Genomic DNA, 14,998 nt, shown 5'->3' on the forward strand with positions numbered 1-14,998 from the left:
GATGGAATTCGCTTTCTATTTCGCATCGGGTATCGCGGTTGTGTCCACGCTACGTGTGGTCACCAACACCAACCCTGTGCACGCCCTGCTCTACCTGATCATCTCGTTGATCGCCGTGGCCATGACCTTCTTTGCACTCGGCGCACCGTTCGCCGGCGTGCTGGAAGTGATCGCCTACGCCGGCGCCATCATGGTGCTGTTCGTGTTCGTGGTGATGATGCTGAACCTGGGTCCCGCCTCGGTTCAGCAGGAACGCAGCTGGCTCAAGCCCGGCATCTGGGCAGGACCGGTGATTCTCGCCGCCCTGCTGCTGGCCGAACTGCTGTATGTGCTGTTCGCTCACCAGAGCGGTCAGGCCATCGGCCACACCACCGTCGATGCAAAAGCCGTGGGCGTCAGCCTGTTCGGCCCGTATCTGCTGGTGGTCGAACTCGCCTCGATGCTGCTGCTCGCCGCAGCCGTCACGGCGTTCCATTTGGGCCGTAACGAGGCGAAGGAGTAAGACATGCCTGCTATCCCTCTCGAGCATGGATTGGCCGTTGCCGGCATCCTGTTCTGCCTTGGTCTGGTCGGCCTGATGGTCCGCCGCAACATTTTGTTCGTGTTGATGAGTCTGGAAGTGATGATGAACGCCTCTGCCCTGGCCTTCATCGTTGCGGGCGCCCGCTGGGCGCAACCGGATGGACAGATCATGTTCATCCTGGTGATCAGCCTGGCAGCCGCCGAGGCCAGTATTGGCCTGGCGATACTGCTGCAACTGTATCGCCGCTTCCACACGCTCGATATCGACGCTGCCAGTGAGATGCGCGGATGAACCTAATCTTTCTGACTTTTGTATTCCCTCTGATCGGTTTCCTGCTGCTGTCGTTCTCCCGTGGACGCTGGTCGGAAAACCTCTCGGCGCTGATCGGCGTGGGTTCCATCGGCTTGTCGGCGATCGTCGCCGCCTACGTCATCTGGCAATTCAACGTCGCGCCTCCCGAGGGCGGTCACTACACCCTGGTGCTGTGGAAGTGGATGGCGGTCGAAGGCTTCAAGCCTGACTTCGCCCTCTACATCGACGGCCTGTCGATCACTATGCTCGGCGTGGTGGTGGGCGTGGGTTTCCTGATCCACCTGTTCGCGTCCTGGTACATGCGCGGCGAAGCGGGTTACTCGCGCTTCTTCTCGTACACCAACCTGTTTATCGCCAGCATGCTGTTCCTGGTGCTCGGCGATAACCTGCTGTTCCTGTACTTCGGCTGGGAAGGCGTGGGCCTGTGCTCGTACCTGTTGATCGGTTTCTACTACAGCAACCGCAACAACGGTAACGCCGCACTCAAGGCCTTCATCGTGACCCGGATCGGCGACGTGTTCATGGCCATCGGCCTGTTCATCCTGTTCCAGCACGTGGGCACGCTGAACATCCAGGAACTGCTGGTGCTGGCACCGCAGAAATTCCAGGCCGGCGACTTCTGGATCACCCTGGCGACCCTGATGCTGCTGGGTGGTGCGGTCGGTAAATCGGCGCAACTGCCACTGCAAACCTGGCTCGCGGACGCGATGGCCGGTCCGACCCCGGTCTCGGCACTGATCCACGCTGCGACCATGGTGACGGCGGGTGTCTACCTGATCGCCCGTACCCACGGCCTGTTCACCCTGGCGCCGGAAATCCTGCACCTGGTCGGCATCGTCGGTGGTGTGACGCTGGTTCTCGCAGGTTTCGCCGCACTGGTACAGACTGACATCAAACGTATCCTCGCCTACTCGACCATGAGCCAGATCGGCTACATGTTCCTGGCGCTGGGCGTGGGTGCCTGGGATGGCGCGATTTTCCACCTGATGACTCACGCCTTCTTCAAGGCCCTGCTGTTCCTTGCTTCCGGTGCGGTGATCGTTGCCTGCCACCACGAGCAGAACATCTTCAAGATGGGCGGTCTGTGGAAAAAACTGCCACTGGCCTACGCCAGCTTCATCGTCGGTGGTGCTGCACTGGCCGCCCTGCCACTGGTCACCGCAGGCTTCTACTCCAAGGACGAAATCCTTTGGGAAGCGTTCGCCAGCGGCAACCACGGTCTGCTTTACGCAGGTCTGGTCGGCGCGTTCATGACGTCGCTGTACACCTTCCGCCTGATCTTCATCACGTTCCACGGTGAAGCCAAGACTGAAGCCCACGCCGGTCACGGCATCTCGCACTGGCTGCCACTGTCGGTGCTGATCGTACTGTCGACGTTCGTCGGCGCGATGATCGTTCCACCGCTGCACGGCGTACTGCCTGAGAGCGTTGGCCATGCCGGTGGCGAAGCCAAGCACAGTCTGGAAATCGCCTCGGGCGCCATCGCTCTGGCCGGTATCCTGCTGGCGGCCCTGCTGTTCCTCGGCAAGCGTCGCTTCGTGACCGCGATCGCCAACAGCGGCATCGGCCGTTTCCTTTCGGCCTGGTGGTTCGCTGCCTGGGGCTTCGACTGGATCTACGACAAACTGTTCGTCAAGCCGTACCTTGCGATCAGCCATGTACTGCGCAGAGACCCGCTCGACCAGACCATCGGTCTGATCCCGCGTATGGCCAAAGGCGGTCATACCGCCCTGAGCCGCACCGAGACCGGTCAACTGCGTTGGTATGCCGCCTCGATGGCTGCTGGTGCCGTGCTGGTGATCGGCGCCATCGTGCTGGTAGCGGTCTGATATGAACCTTGCGAATTTGCGAAAGGAAACGAGCCCGTCATGATTCTGTCTTGGCTAATCCTGATCCCCTTCATCGGCGGCCTGCTGTGCTGGATGGGTGAGCGCTTCGGCGCTACCCTCCCCCGCTGGATTGCGCTGTTGACCATGACCCTGGAACTCGCCCTCGGCCTCTGGCTGTGGGCCCACGGTGACTACTCATTTGCACCGGCGCCTGGCGCCGATCCGACCTGGGCGCTTGAGTTCAAGCACGTCTGGATCCAGCGCTTCGGCATCAACGTGCACCTGGCCCTCGACGGCCTGTCGCTGTTGATGATCCTGCTGACCGGTCTGCTGGGTATCCTCTCGGTACTCTGCTCGTGGAAAGAGATTCAACGTCACGTTGGCTTCTTCCACCTGAACCTGATGTGGATCCTGGGCGGCGTTGTCGGCGTGTTCCTCGCCCTCGACCTGTTCATGTTCTTCTTCTTCTGGGAAATGATGCTGGTGCCGATGTACTTCCTCATCGCGCTCTGGGGTCACAGTTCTTCGGACGGCAAGAAAACCCGGATCTACGCGGCGACCAAGTTCTTCATCTTCACTCAGGCTTCCGGCCTGATCATGCTGGTGGCGATCCTCGGTCTGGTGCTGGTCAACTTCAACAACACTGGCGTGATTACCTTCAACTACGCCGACCTGTTGAAGACCAAGATGTCGATGACCACCGAGTACATTCTGATGCTCGGCTTCTTCATCGCCTTCGCGGTCAAGCTGCCAGTCGTACCGTTCCACTCGTGGTTGCCTGATGCGCACGCCCAGGCGCCGACTGCCGGTTCCGTCGACCTCGCCGGTATCCTGCTGAAAACCGCGGCCTACGGCCTGCTGCGTTTCGCCCTGCCGCTGTTCCCGAATGCCTCGGCCGAGTTCGCGCCGATCGCCATGACCCTCGGTCTGATCGGGATCTTCTACGGTGCGTTCCTCGCTTTCGCGCAAACCGACATCAAGCGTCTGATCGCCTTCTCGTCCGTTTCCCACATGGGCTTCGTGCTGATCGGCATCTACTCCGGCAGCCAACTGGCGCTGCAAGGTGCAGTGATCCAGATGCTGGCGCACGGTCTGTCGGCGGCAGCACTGTTTATCCTCAGCGGTCAACTGTACGAGCGTCTGCACACCCGTGACATGCGTGAGATGGGCGGTCTGTGGTCGCGTATCGCTTACCTGCCGGCGATCAGCCTGTTCTTTGCAGCCGCCTCTCTGGGTCTGCCGGGTACCGGTAACTTCGTCGGCGAATTCCTGATCCTGATCGGTACGTTCGCCAGTGCGCCATGGATCACCGCGATTGCCACCTCCGGTCTGGTGTTCGGTTCGGTCTACTCGCTGATCATGATCCACCGTGCCTACTTCGGTCCGTCGAAATCGGATTCGATCCTGCACGGCATGGACGGTCGCGAACTGACCATGGTGCTGGGCCTTGCGGCGCTGCTGATTTACCTCGGCGTTTACCCGCAACCGTTCCTCGACACTTCCGCCGCCACGATGCATGGCGTGCAGCAGTGGCTCGGCACCGCCTTCACTCAACTCGCTTCGGCCCGGTAAGAGCGCTATGGAATTCACGATTCAACACTTTATTGCGCTTGCGCCACTGTTGATCACCAGCCTCACCATTATCGTGGTGATGCTGGCAATCGCCTGGCGCCGCAACCACTCGCAGACCTTCCTGATCTCGGTCGCCGGTCTGAACCTGGCCTTGCTGTCGATCCTGCCAGCCCTGAAAGTCGCGCCTCTGGCCGTGACGCCATTGCTGCAAGTCGACACCTTTGCCTGCCTGTACATGGCGCTGATCCTGGTCGCCACCCTCGCCTGTGTAACCCTCGCCCACGCCTACCTCGGCGATGGCGGCTCGGGTTACCCGGGCAACCGTGAAGAACTGTACCTGCTGATCCTGATGGCCGCCGCCGGTGGTCTGGTTCTGGTCAGCGCGCAGCACCTGGCCGGGTTGTTCATCGGCCTGGAACTGCTGTCGGTACCGGTCTACGGTCTGGTGGCTTACGCCTTCTTCAACAAGCGTTCGCTGGAAGCCGGCATCAAGTACATGGTGCTGTCGGCCGCGGGTTCCGCGTTCCTGCTGTTCGGTATGGCCCTGCTCTACGCTGATGCCGGCACCCTGAGCTTCAACGGTATCGGTCAGGCACTGGCTACCACCAACCTGCCGAGCTCGCTGGCGCAGCTGGGTCTGGGCATGATGCTGATCGGTCTGGCGTTCAAGCTGTCGCTGGTACCGTTCCACCTGTGGACGCCAGACGTTTACGAAGGTGCTCCGGCGCCGGTGGCCGCGTTCCTCGCCACGGCGTCGAAGGTTGCCGTGTTCGCGGTGATGGTGCGTCTGTTCCAGATCTCCCCTGCCGCGAGCAGTGGCGTGCTGAGCGACGTACTGACCGTCATCGCCATCGCCTCGATCCTGTTCGGTAACCTGCTGGCCCTGACCCAAAGCAACCTCAAGCGTCTGCTCGGTTACTCGTCCATCGCCCACTTCGGTTACCTGCTGATCGCGCTGGTGGCGAGCAAGGGTCTGGCGGTGGAAGCCATCGGCGTGTATCTGGTGACTTATGTGATCACCAGCCTCGGCGCGTTCGGCGTGATCACCCTGATGTCCTCGCCGTACAATGGCCGTGACGCCGACGCACTGTACGAGTACCGCGGCCTGTTCTGGCGCCGTCCGTATCTGACCGCGGTACTGACCGTGATGATGCTGTCGCTGGCCGGTATCCCGCTGACTGCCGGCTTCATCGGCAAGTTCTACATCATCGCCACCGGTGTCGAGTCGCACCAATGGTGGCTGGTCGGTTCCCTGGTACTGGGCAGCGCCATCGGCGTGTTCTACTACCTGCGCGTGATGGTCACCCTGTACCTGATCGAACCGAACCTGCGCCGCCACGACGCCCAGCTGCACTGGGAACAGAAGGCAGGCGGCGTGATGCTGCTGGCCATCGCCGTGGTTGCGTTCTTTCTCGGTGTGTACCCGCAGCCATTGCTGTCGCTGGTTCAGCAGGCGGGTCTGGCGGGCTGATATCCGGCTGGCTACACATGAAAACGGCACCTTCGGGTGCCGTTTTTGTTTTTGTGGGATTCAACATCAAAAGATCGCAGCCTTCGGCAGCTCCTACATTGGGATGGTATGCGGTCTGTAGGAGCTGCCGAAGGCTGCGATCTTTTGACTTATAACGCTCTCCCCTTTCTAGGAATTTGCCTGCAAAGTGGTGAGCAATGGCTGACACTCTGCAGAAGGTAATTGCGGTTAAATTTGAGGATCACCTATCAAGTGGAGATCCACGAACCATGAAGCGGGATATTTTTTCAGAGTTGTTGGATGGCCTTGATGCGATAGCCGAAGAACGCCAAGGCAAAATTACCTTGAAGAAGACGCGTGTAAAACGGATCGGCGACACGAAGGGCAAACTCATACTTCCCGCCGAAACTGATGCCTCTCTATCACACGGTTTGCTGGATACCTTCGAACGATAAAAAGCCACATCGGCTCTCATGTGATCTATCAGACTCACTCAACCCACTGTGGGAGCGAGCCTGATCCGGGCGGCGTTCCGACGAAGGCGTCGGCACATCCCCATCTTCAGTGCCTGACAGTCCGCTTTCGCGAGCAGGCTCGCTCCCACAGGTTTATGTGGCGTTCACTCAATCCATATAACCACATGACGAAATTGTAATTCCCCCATCACCTTGGCGTTATCCGCAGCCTGCAACGATGTGACCCGGCGACCAATGCCGGCGGGCCCTGCCCCGCCGAACAATAAGACCACGCCGACGCACGTTCCCGTTCTGCCAAACCCAAGGAGTGTTTGATGGTTAACAATACAAAAATGTCGATGGCCGCTTTAGCGGTGGTAGTCGGCGCCGGGCCGTCCATGGTGTTTGCAGAAGACAAGCCTGAGGGCTTTGTCGAAGGCAGCAGCCTGACGGTGCTCAACCGCAACTTCTACTTCAATCGTGATCATCGCAACGGCCAGTCCAGCCCCACCGGCAACGGTTATTCCGAAGCCTGGGCGCATGCGGTGATCAGCAAGTTCGAATCCGGTTTCACCCAAGGCACCGTCGGGGTCGGTGTCGATGCATTTGCCATGCTCGGCTTGAAACTCGACACCGGTGACGGCCGCAACGGCGGCCGCAGTTCGTTCGATGTGCTGCCGGTCAACCGTGACGGCCAGGCACGGGATGAGTACACCAAGGTCGGTGGCGCCGCCAAAGTGCGGGCCTTCGATACCGTGGTCAAGGTCGGTGATGTGTTCCCGGCCAACCCGGTGGTAGCCGCAGGTGATTCGCGCCTGCTGCCGGAAAGCTTTCGCGGGGTGACGGCGACCAACACCAGCATCGAAGGTCTGTCGATCCAGGGCGGCCGTCTGCATGCGATGAGCCAACCGGTGTCCAGCGACATGCGCGAGAACTTCGCCACGTTTTACGCCGGTCCGGTCAACTCGCCGTGGATCGCTTACGGCGGCGGCGATTATGTGCTGAACAAGAACCTCAGTTTCAGCCTGTACTCCAGCCGCCTCAAGGACGCCTGGAACCAGTATTACGCTGGCACCGCATGGACCTATCCGCTGGCGGACGACCTGTCGCTGTTCGGGGGGCTGAACTATTACAAAGCAGTCGACGAAGGCAAACAACTGCTCGGCCAGTTCGACAACAACATCTGGAGCGGCCGCGTCGGGGTGAAACTCGGTGCGCACTCCGTCGCCCTCTCCCACCAGCGCAACAACGGCAACGACGACTTCGATTACCTGCGCCAGTCTGACTCGATCTTTCTCGACAACTCGATCCAGTACAGCGACTTCAACTCGCCGAAAGAACGTTCGTGGATGGTGCGCTACGACCTCGACATGACCGCTTACGGCGTACCCGGTTTGTCGTTCATGACCCGTTACGCACGCGGCACCGACGCCGACTATTCCAACGCCAACGCCGTGTACATGCGCCGCGATGCCGACGGCAATCCGCTGACCGACCAGAAACGCTGGGAGCGTGATGTGGAGGTCAAATACGTGGTGCAGAGCGGTTCGATGAAAGACCTGTCGCTGCGTCTGCGCCAGGCCACCACTCGCGCCACGGCATTCGAGTCGGACCTGGACGAAGTGCGCGTGATCGTCGAATACCCGCTGGCGATTCTCTGAGTTTCCCGAGCAATACCATTCACCTTTAGAAGCTCCTTGCTCCTTTGGTCAGAGGTGAATTTTTTGGCGCCCTTCGGGGCGCCTTTTTTTGCTCTGCGGTCGCGACATAATCAACCCGCTATCGAAATAACCTAGCGAGTAGCTGATTCAGCCAAGCTTTAGCGTAAAGGCAGCATCAGGGTTATAGGGGAAATGTCGGGGCACGGAATGAATCCCGCGTACTTGATATAAAAGCTCGACAGCCGATCATTCAAGGGATGAACAATTATTGCGCTGGATCCGATCGACTGAGACGCGTTGAGAGCTCTTTCAATCGCATCTTGCAGTAAATCGATCGCGAAGCCCTGGCCCTGAGCCTCCCGTGTGACGCCCATACGCCCCAATAGAGTTACCGGATGGACACTGGGCGAGTTGCGCTGACGGCTTTTCGGCATGACGCTGGCGCGGGCGACTGATCCGCTGGAAAGCGTGTAGTAGGCCATCACATTCGACGTGCCTTTGAGGCAGCTGACGTACACAACAGCCTGTTTGGTGGATTGGGCTTTTCGCGCCTTCCTCTGCAGGTATTGGTCAATGGTCACCTCACCAGAATCGAAGGCATCGAGTTCGTGTTGGTCGTTGAGCTTCTCGGGCGCGGTCAACTCCAACGTTTTGGACGAGCGAGCAGTTGGTGCAGGCATTCGTTACCTCGAGCCGGATTGGCTTCAATAGCCTGTTCGAATGCGTCAAATGCGCTGTCGTCGAGAAGGAACAGTCGTTTATCCAGAATCACCTCTTCAGCTTTTTGGCAGGCAGCTTCCAGGATAAAACTTGTGCGATCACGACCAGACATGGCGGCTGCCAAATCGATCAGATTACGTTTCTTTTCGTCCGCTCTCATGTTGATTGGAACGGGTTTGGATTTTTCAACGCTTTCAGTTGTGGACATTGTTCTGTTTCCCATCTGGGTAGGTGATGTTGGAGCTGGAGCCTCCTTATGGCGTTAGCACATCAGCTTTTGTTTATTTTTCATTTTCTGACTCCTTGAGTGGCCCGGAGAGGTTTAGGCCATGCTCTTAACGTGAGATCTAACGTTTGAGGTGCGAAGCCATGAGAGCGACTTCGGAGTCGATTCTATACCGACCGTGTAGCTAATGCATATACGCGTATAGCTTTCAGATACACGGTCATTTTATTCAGGTCTGGCGAGAAAAGGATCCTCGTCAAAGGACCTTCGCCTACGTCGCGACTTCCACGTTATCCAGCGCTTTGTTCACCGCCAATTCGCCAAGCATGACCACCTGCGCGATGCCGAGCAGCGTCTTGCGATGCGTCCCCTCCAGCAACGCGGCGAAATCACCGAGCATTACCGTGGCCGAGGCCAGGGATTCGCAAGCATTGGCCAGCAGGGATTCGATGGCGGCGTAGGGGGATGTTGGATCGGGGTCTGCAGGCGTGTCTGTTTCGGGCGGATTCGGTGTTGGCTTTTTCATAATGTTTTACTCAGCTTGACGGTGGAGCTGACCCTTTCGGTTCCACGCGAAAGGGTGGCAGCTATACGCAGGTTGGAACCCGGGCAACTAAGCAAAACCCGACAGACTCGAAGTCTCCCGCGCACAGCCGCCATAACGGAGTGCACACATGAAAGTGCACAAGCATACGTCATGAACGGTGCGATTTGCTTCAGTTAAGCCGAGGGGTTCCAATCCCGATCGCTGATTTGACAGCGACCCACACAGGCTAGAGAGCGGACGTCCGAGGGACAACCTGAAAACATTGTGGGAAGGTTCTGCTTTTTTCCCACACAACCTTTAAACATTCCGAATCTAAATACAGATCGTGATACTGAAAATGTGCCCCGTGCAGGAGCTGCCGAAGGCTGCGATCTTTTGACTTTGAAGACCAAGATCAACAGATCGCAGCCTGCGGCAGCTCCTACAGGGATTAGGTGTTGGTTAGCCACCACTGTTGCGGCACACGCCGGCCACGCTGTACTTGAGGGTGTTGAGTTGCCCTTGCGAGTCTTCGTAGGTCATGGCTGTGGGTACTACCGAGCAAGCCGGCTGCGGCTTCACCACGCTGACGATTTTCACCACGTCCAGCTTCATGCCGTATTCGTATTCCTTGACCACCGGCGGCGCTTTGCCCTGCTCGGCGGCATATTGCTCCATGGCTTTGGCGTTGGCGCTGAAGGCACGCTCGAAAGTGCGGTCACCGCCGCCTTCGGCCATGACCAGAGAAGACATCGCCATGACACTGGCGAACGCGATCAACTTGCGTATTTTCATATCCATTTCCTTCCCATCCAGGCATAAAAAAGCCCAGCATCGATGCGCGATGACCGGCTTGATCAAGTGCTGTCGCTTACAGGCTCTTGCTGTTGTCGACGGCTTTTTCATTGACCACCACCGGGTTGCCGGCGGCTTTTTCCTTGGCCACGAACAGCTCCACGGAACGATCATTGTTGGTCATCATCCGATCGAACGTGCGGTCGCCGCCACCTTCAGCCATGACCAGGGAAGACATCGCCAACGCCACCACAAAAGCACCCATTTGTACGATTTTCATTTTTGATTCCTCGTTTAAGTAACTGACGGGATCAAGGTAACAAGGCGTACCTTTCGTGACGGTGGCGGGGGAATTACAGATTCGTAATGTCGAAAATGCGGCAACCACACACCAATTTCAGGACTGAGAAATAACTGTGGCGAGGGAGCTTGCTCCCGCTGGGGCGCGGAGCGGCCCTCGCTCTTATTCTGAAAAAGCAAGGCCTGCTGCGCAGTCCAGCGGGAGCAAGCTCCCTCGCCACAGGGTTTGGGGTTGTTCTATTGGATAGGTGTGATGTCCTCATCCCGGCGATGGGCGATCTGGTACAGCGCGGGCAAGATCAGCAGCGTGAGAATGGTCGAGGACAGAATCCCGCCAATCACCACCGTCGCCAGCGGCCGCTGCACTTCAGCGCCGGTGCCGGTTGCCAGCGCCATCGGAATGAAACCCAACGACGCCACCAGCGCCGTCATCAATACCGGCCGCAACCGCGTGAGCGCACCGACATTGATCGCCTCGGCCAGCGACCGCCCTTCCTCGCGCAAATTGCGAATGAACGCGATCATCACCAACCCGTTGAGCACTGCCACTCCGGACAGCGCAATAAACCCGACGCCTGCCGAAATCGACAACGGAATATCCCGCAGCCACAGCGCCATCACCCCGCCGGTCAGCGCAAACGGAATCCCGGTAAACACCAGCAAGCCGTCCTTTAGATTGTTGAACATCATGAACAACAGCCCGAACACCAGCAGCAACGCCACCGGCACCACAATCTGCAAGCGCTTGGCTGCCGATTGCAGTTGCTCGAACTGCCCGCCCCAACGGGTCCAGTAACCAGCCGGCACCTGCACCTCGCGCTCGATCACCGCACCCGCTTCGCTGACGAACGAGCCGATATCGCGCCCGCGCACGTTGGCGCTGACGATCACCAGACGCTTGCCGTTTTCGCGGCTGACCTGATTCGGCCCGAGCACCAGGTCGAGGCTGGCGACGTCTTTCAGCGCGATAAAACCAATCTGGTTCGCCGCACCGCTCAGCGCCGGCACCGGAATCAGCAGCGCCGACAAACCCTCGATGTCCTTGCGCATGGCATCGGACAACCGCACCACCATGTCGAAGCGCCGATCGCCCTCATACAAGGTGCCAGCCTGTCGCCCGCCGACGGCCACGGCGATGGTGTCCTGCACATCGCCGACGTTGAGCCCGTAACGCGCTGCCTTGTCGCGGTCGATGTTGATGGTCAGCACCGGCAACCCGGTGGTCTGCTCGACCTTCACTTCAGACGCGCCATTGACCTTCTGCATCGCCGCCGCGATCTTCGCTGCCGTGGCGTTGAGCACGTCCATGTCATCGCCGAACACCTTGACCGCGACATCGCTGCGCACGCCGGAAATCAGTTCGTTGAAGCGCAACTGGATCGGCTGCGACAGTTCATAGTTGCTGCCCGGCAACGTCGCGGCGGCTTGTTGCAACTCGGCCATCAGGGTGTCGCGGGACTTGTTCGGGTCTGGCCATTGCTCCTTCGGTTTGAGCATCACGTAGCTGTCAGAGATGTTCGGCGGCATCGGGTCGGAAGCGATTTCCGCCGTGCCGGTGCGGGCGAACACCCGTTCAACCTCCGGCACTTTGGCCAGGATCAAGGTTTCCAGGCGCTGCTGCATGTCCACCGATTGCGTCAGGCTGGTACCCGGCACGCGCAGTGCTTGCAGAGCGAAATCACCCTCACTGAGGCTCGGCACAAACTCGCTGCCCATGCGGCTGGTGAGCACGCCGCTGAGCACGATCACCGCCAACGCCGCGCCCACGGCCACCGTGCGATGGGCCATGACCCAGGCCAGCGCCGGCGCATACACCCGACGTGCGCCGCGCATGACCGCGCCCTCTTCTTCCTTGACCTTGCCGGTGACAAACAGCGCAATCGCCGCCGGGACGAAGGTCACCGACAGCAGCATGGCACCGAGCAAAGCGATGACCACGGTGAGCGCCATCGGGTGGAACATTTTCCCTTCGACGCCACTCAGGGCGAAGATCGGCAGGTACACCACCATGATGATCAACTGGCCGAAAATCAGCGGTCGTCGCGCCTCCTTCGCCGCGGCGAAGACCTCCTTGAAACGCTCGGCGCGGGTCAACAAACGGCCGTGATGCTGCTGCGCGTGAGCCAGGCGGCGCAGGGTGTTTTCGACGATCACCACCGCGCCATCGACGATGATGCCGAAGTCCAGCGCGCCGAGGCTCATCAGGTTGGCGCTGACCTTGTTGCTGAACATGCCGGTGAAGGTGAACAGCATCGACAGCGGAATCACCATCGCGGTAATCAGCGCAGCGCGAATGTTGCCGAGGAACAGGAACAGAATCGCGATCACCAGAATCGCGCCTTCAATCAGGTTCTTTTTCACCGTGGCGATGGCTTTGTCGACCAGGTGCGTGCGGTCGTACACCGGCACCGCAATCACGCCTTGCGGCAGGGATTTATTGATCTGTTCGAGCTTGCTGGCCACCGCTTGCGAGACGGTGCGGCTGTTCTCGCCGATCAACATGAACACCGTGCCGAGCACCACTTCACGACCGTTTTCGGTGGCCGCACCGCTGCGCAATTCACGGCCGATTTCTACGGTGGCGACATTCTTGACCCGGATCGGCGTGCCATCGACGTTGGCCATGACGATGTTGGCGATGTCCTCGGTGCTCGCCACTTGCCCTGGTGCGCGGATCAGCAACTGCTCGCCGCTGCGCTCGATGTACCCGGCGCCGACGTTGGCGTTGTTGCGCTCCAGCGCGGTGATCAGATCGGTGAGGGTGAGCTTGTACGCGGCGAGGCGTTTCGGATCCGGCGCGATCTGGTATTCCTTGGCAAAACCACCGATGGTGTTGATCTCGGCAACACCCGGCACATTGCGCAATTGCGGTTTGATGATCCAGTCCTGAATCACCCGCAGATCGGTCGGCGTGTACGCTGTGCCGTCGTCCTTCAACGCGCCTTCCTTCGCCTCCACCGTCCACAGAAAAATCTCGCCGAGGCCAGTGGAAATCGGGCCCATCAGCGCTTCCGCGCCTTCGGGCAATTGCTCCCTGGCGATCTGCAGGCGCTCGTTGACCAGTTGGCGGGCGAAGAACAGCTCGGTGCCGTCCTTGAAGATCACCGTGACCTGCGACAGCCCGGAGCGCGACAGCGAACGGGTCTGCTCCAGTGCCGGCAAACCGGCCATCGCGGTTTCAATCGGGAAAGTGATGCGCTGCTCGGTTTCCAGCGGCGAGAACCCGGCGGCGCCGGTGTTGATCTGCACCTGGACATTGGTGATGTCGGGCACGGCGTCAATCGGCAGTTTCTGATAACTGGCGATGCCGAGGCCGGCCATGAGCAGAACGGCGAGCAGCACGATGATGCGCTGCTCGATGGCAAACTGGATCAGGCGTTCGAACATGGGGACCTTCCAGAATTAATGACTGTGCTCGGCCGAGGCTTTGCCCAGCTCCGACTTGAGAACGAAGCTGCCGGCACTGGCGACTTGCACGCCCGGTTCCAGCCCTTGGGTGACTTCCACGTGGCCAGCGGCGCGGCTGCCCAGTTCCACCGCCTGCGCCTTGAAGCCGTCGTCGGTACGCACGAACACCGTGGGTTTGTCCTCGACGGTCTGGATCGCGGTTTCCGGCACGGCGACTTTGGCCTGGCGGCTCTCGGTGGCGACCCGCGCGGTGACGAACAGCCCCGGGCGCCATGAGCCCTGCGGGTTTTCCAGCGTCACGCGCACGGTCGCGGTGCGGGTTTGTTCGCCGAGCAGACTGCCGACGTACGCCACGCTGCCGGTCACTTCGGCCTTTAACTCAGGCGCGCTGACAGTCACCGGTTTACCCACCTGCACCCTGGTCAGATCCTTGGGCGAGACGCCGAAGGTCACCCACACGCGGGACAAGTCCGAAAGGGTGAACGCGGCGGTGGTTTCATCAACCACCTCGCCCGGCGTCAGGTGTTTTTCCACCACCACGCCGTCGAATGGCGCGCGCAGTTCGTAGCGATTGCCGCCGGTAGCGACCACGCTGCCGCTGAGCACGCTGATTTTCTGTCGGGCGTTGTTCATGGCGATTTCCGCTTCTTCCAGCCCCTGCCTGGCCTGGAGGAAATCCTGCTCGGCGGAGATCTTGTCCTGCCACAACTTCTTTTCGCGTTCGTAGGTGGTGCGCGCCAACGCCAAGCGACGTTGCGCGGCAGCCTGTTCACTGCGCTGATCGGATATCTGCTGACTGGCGATCACCGCCAGCAACTGGCCCTTCTTCACCGCTTGCCCGAGGTTGACCGCCACCGACTCGACCACCCCCGGCACGCGCGGCACGACGTGTGCCGTGCGGTCCTCGTCGAAGCGCACTTCGCCGGGAAACGACAGGCCGAGACTGATGCTTTGCGCCCGCGCCTCGGCCAGTTGAATGCCTGCGGCGGCGATCTGCTCGGCGCTCAATTCGATGTGGCCTTCTTCGGCATGTTCGCCTTCGGCGGCAGCGCCCTCCTCGGCGTGATCGGCGTGTTCGGAGGCCTCATCGGCATGCGCGTCGATATTTGAATTGGCCGGCCACATCGAACCGAGGCCAATGCCCAACGCCAAGGTCGCGACCGCGACCACCATCAGTTTTTTATCCATGGAAACTCCTCT

General features: G+C 59.9%; 13 protein-coding genes and 1 pseudogene. 7 read left to right on the forward strand and 7 right to left on the reverse strand.

The features are described 5' to 3' along the window. Window position 1 precedes the first annotated feature (1 nt). From nuoJ to B1722_RS24005, 7 genes and pseudogenes are all read left to right on the forward strand, one after another. Complete coding sequence (gene nuoJ / locus B1722_RS23975; RefSeq protein ID WP_041073216.1) at window positions 2–502, forward strand: NADH-quinone oxidoreductase subunit J; 501 nt, start codon at window positions 2–4, stop codon at window positions 500–502. Window positions 503–505: 3 nt separating this feature from the next. Next, window positions 506–814: an NADH-quinone oxidoreductase subunit NuoK gene (nuoK, locus tag B1722_RS23980; RefSeq protein WP_003180046.1), complete on the forward strand. Its 309-nt coding sequence runs from the start codon at window positions 506–508 to the stop codon at window positions 812–814. Further along, window positions 811–2,664, forward strand: a complete 1,854-nt coding sequence (nuoL, locus tag B1722_RS23985) for an NADH-quinone oxidoreductase subunit L (RefSeq protein WP_086794585.1) — start codon at window positions 811–813, stop codon at window positions 2,662–2,664. The genes nuoK and nuoL overlap by 4 nt, the downstream gene beginning before the upstream one ends. Window positions 2,665–2,703: 39 nt before the next feature. After that, window positions 2,704–4,236, forward strand: a complete 1,533-nt coding sequence (gene nuoM / locus B1722_RS23990) for an NADH-quinone oxidoreductase subunit M (RefSeq protein WP_086794587.1) — start codon at window positions 2,704–2,706, stop codon at window positions 4,234–4,236. Window positions 4,237–4,243: 7 nt separating this feature from the next. Next, entirely contained in the window at window positions 4,244–5,707 is a 1,464-nt protein-coding gene (gene nuoN, locus B1722_RS23995) for an NADH-quinone oxidoreductase subunit NuoN (RefSeq protein ID WP_041073209.1), read from the forward strand. A gap of 269 nt (window positions 5,708–5,976) precedes the next feature. Continuing rightward, a pseudogene (locus B1722_RS29930) lies at window positions 5,977–6,072 on the forward strand (transcriptional regulator); the annotation flags it as partial. 425 nt (window positions 6,073–6,497) lie between these two features. Next, window positions 6,498–7,823 carry an OprD family porin gene (locus B1722_RS24005; protein WP_086794588.1) on the forward strand — a complete coding sequence of 442 codons (1,326 nt, stop codon included), beginning with the start codon at window positions 6,498–6,500 and terminating at the stop codon, window positions 7,821–7,823. Window positions 7,824–7,981: 158 nt separating this feature from the next. Here B1722_RS24005 and B1722_RS24010 read toward each other — a convergent pair whose 3' ends face one another. The 7 genes from B1722_RS24010 to B1722_RS24040 form a co-directional block, all read right to left on the reverse strand. Continuing rightward, entirely contained in the window at window positions 7,982–8,503 is a 522-nt protein-coding gene (locus B1722_RS24010; RefSeq protein WP_052510612.1) for a hypothetical protein, read from the reverse strand. Next, window positions 8,461–8,751 (reverse strand): DUF1778 domain-containing protein, encoded by a 291-nt coding sequence (locus B1722_RS24015; protein ID WP_041073246.1) that lies wholly within the window; start codon window positions 8,749–8,751, stop codon window positions 8,461–8,463. Before B1722_RS24015 ends, B1722_RS24010 begins: the two co-directional genes overlap by 43 nt. A gap of 289 nt (window positions 8,752–9,040) precedes the next feature. Continuing rightward, window positions 9,041–9,295 carry a DUF6124 family protein gene (locus tag B1722_RS24020; RefSeq protein WP_041073201.1) on the reverse strand — a complete coding sequence of 85 codons (255 nt, stop codon included), beginning with the start codon at window positions 9,293–9,295 and terminating at the stop codon, window positions 9,041–9,043. 462 nt (window positions 9,296–9,757) lie between these two features. Then, a complete protein-coding gene (locus tag B1722_RS24025) occupies window positions 9,758–10,090 on the reverse strand; it encodes a DUF2790 domain-containing protein (protein WP_041073199.1) in 333 nt (110 codons plus the stop codon). A gap of 76 nt (window positions 10,091–10,166) precedes the next feature. Beyond that, the gene (locus B1722_RS24030) at window positions 10,167–10,370 is read right to left on the reverse strand and encodes a co-regulatory protein PtrA N-terminal domain-containing protein (protein ID WP_086794590.1); all 204 of its coding nucleotides are present in this window, start codon (window positions 10,368–10,370) and stop codon (window positions 10,167–10,169) included. 257 nt (window positions 10,371–10,627) lie between these two features. Continuing rightward, the gene (locus B1722_RS24035; protein WP_041073195.1) at window positions 10,628–13,777 is read right to left on the reverse strand and encodes a CusA/CzcA family heavy metal efflux RND transporter; all 3,150 of its coding nucleotides are present in this window, start codon (window positions 13,775–13,777) and stop codon (window positions 10,628–10,630) included. Between the two features lie 15 nt (window positions 13,778–13,792). Continuing rightward, window positions 13,793–14,986, reverse strand: coding sequence for an efflux RND transporter periplasmic adaptor subunit (locus tag B1722_RS24040; RefSeq protein ID WP_086794592.1), 1,194 nt, complete (start codon window positions 14,984–14,986; stop codon window positions 13,793–13,795). Window positions 14,987–14,998: the final 12 nt, after the last annotated feature.

It is taken from the genome of Pseudomonas sp. SCPG-7 (assembly GCF_002156405.1).
In the GTDB taxonomy this organism is placed as follows: Bacteria; Pseudomonadota; Gammaproteobacteria; order Pseudomonadales; family Pseudomonadaceae; genus Aquipseudomonas; species Aquipseudomonas parakoreensis.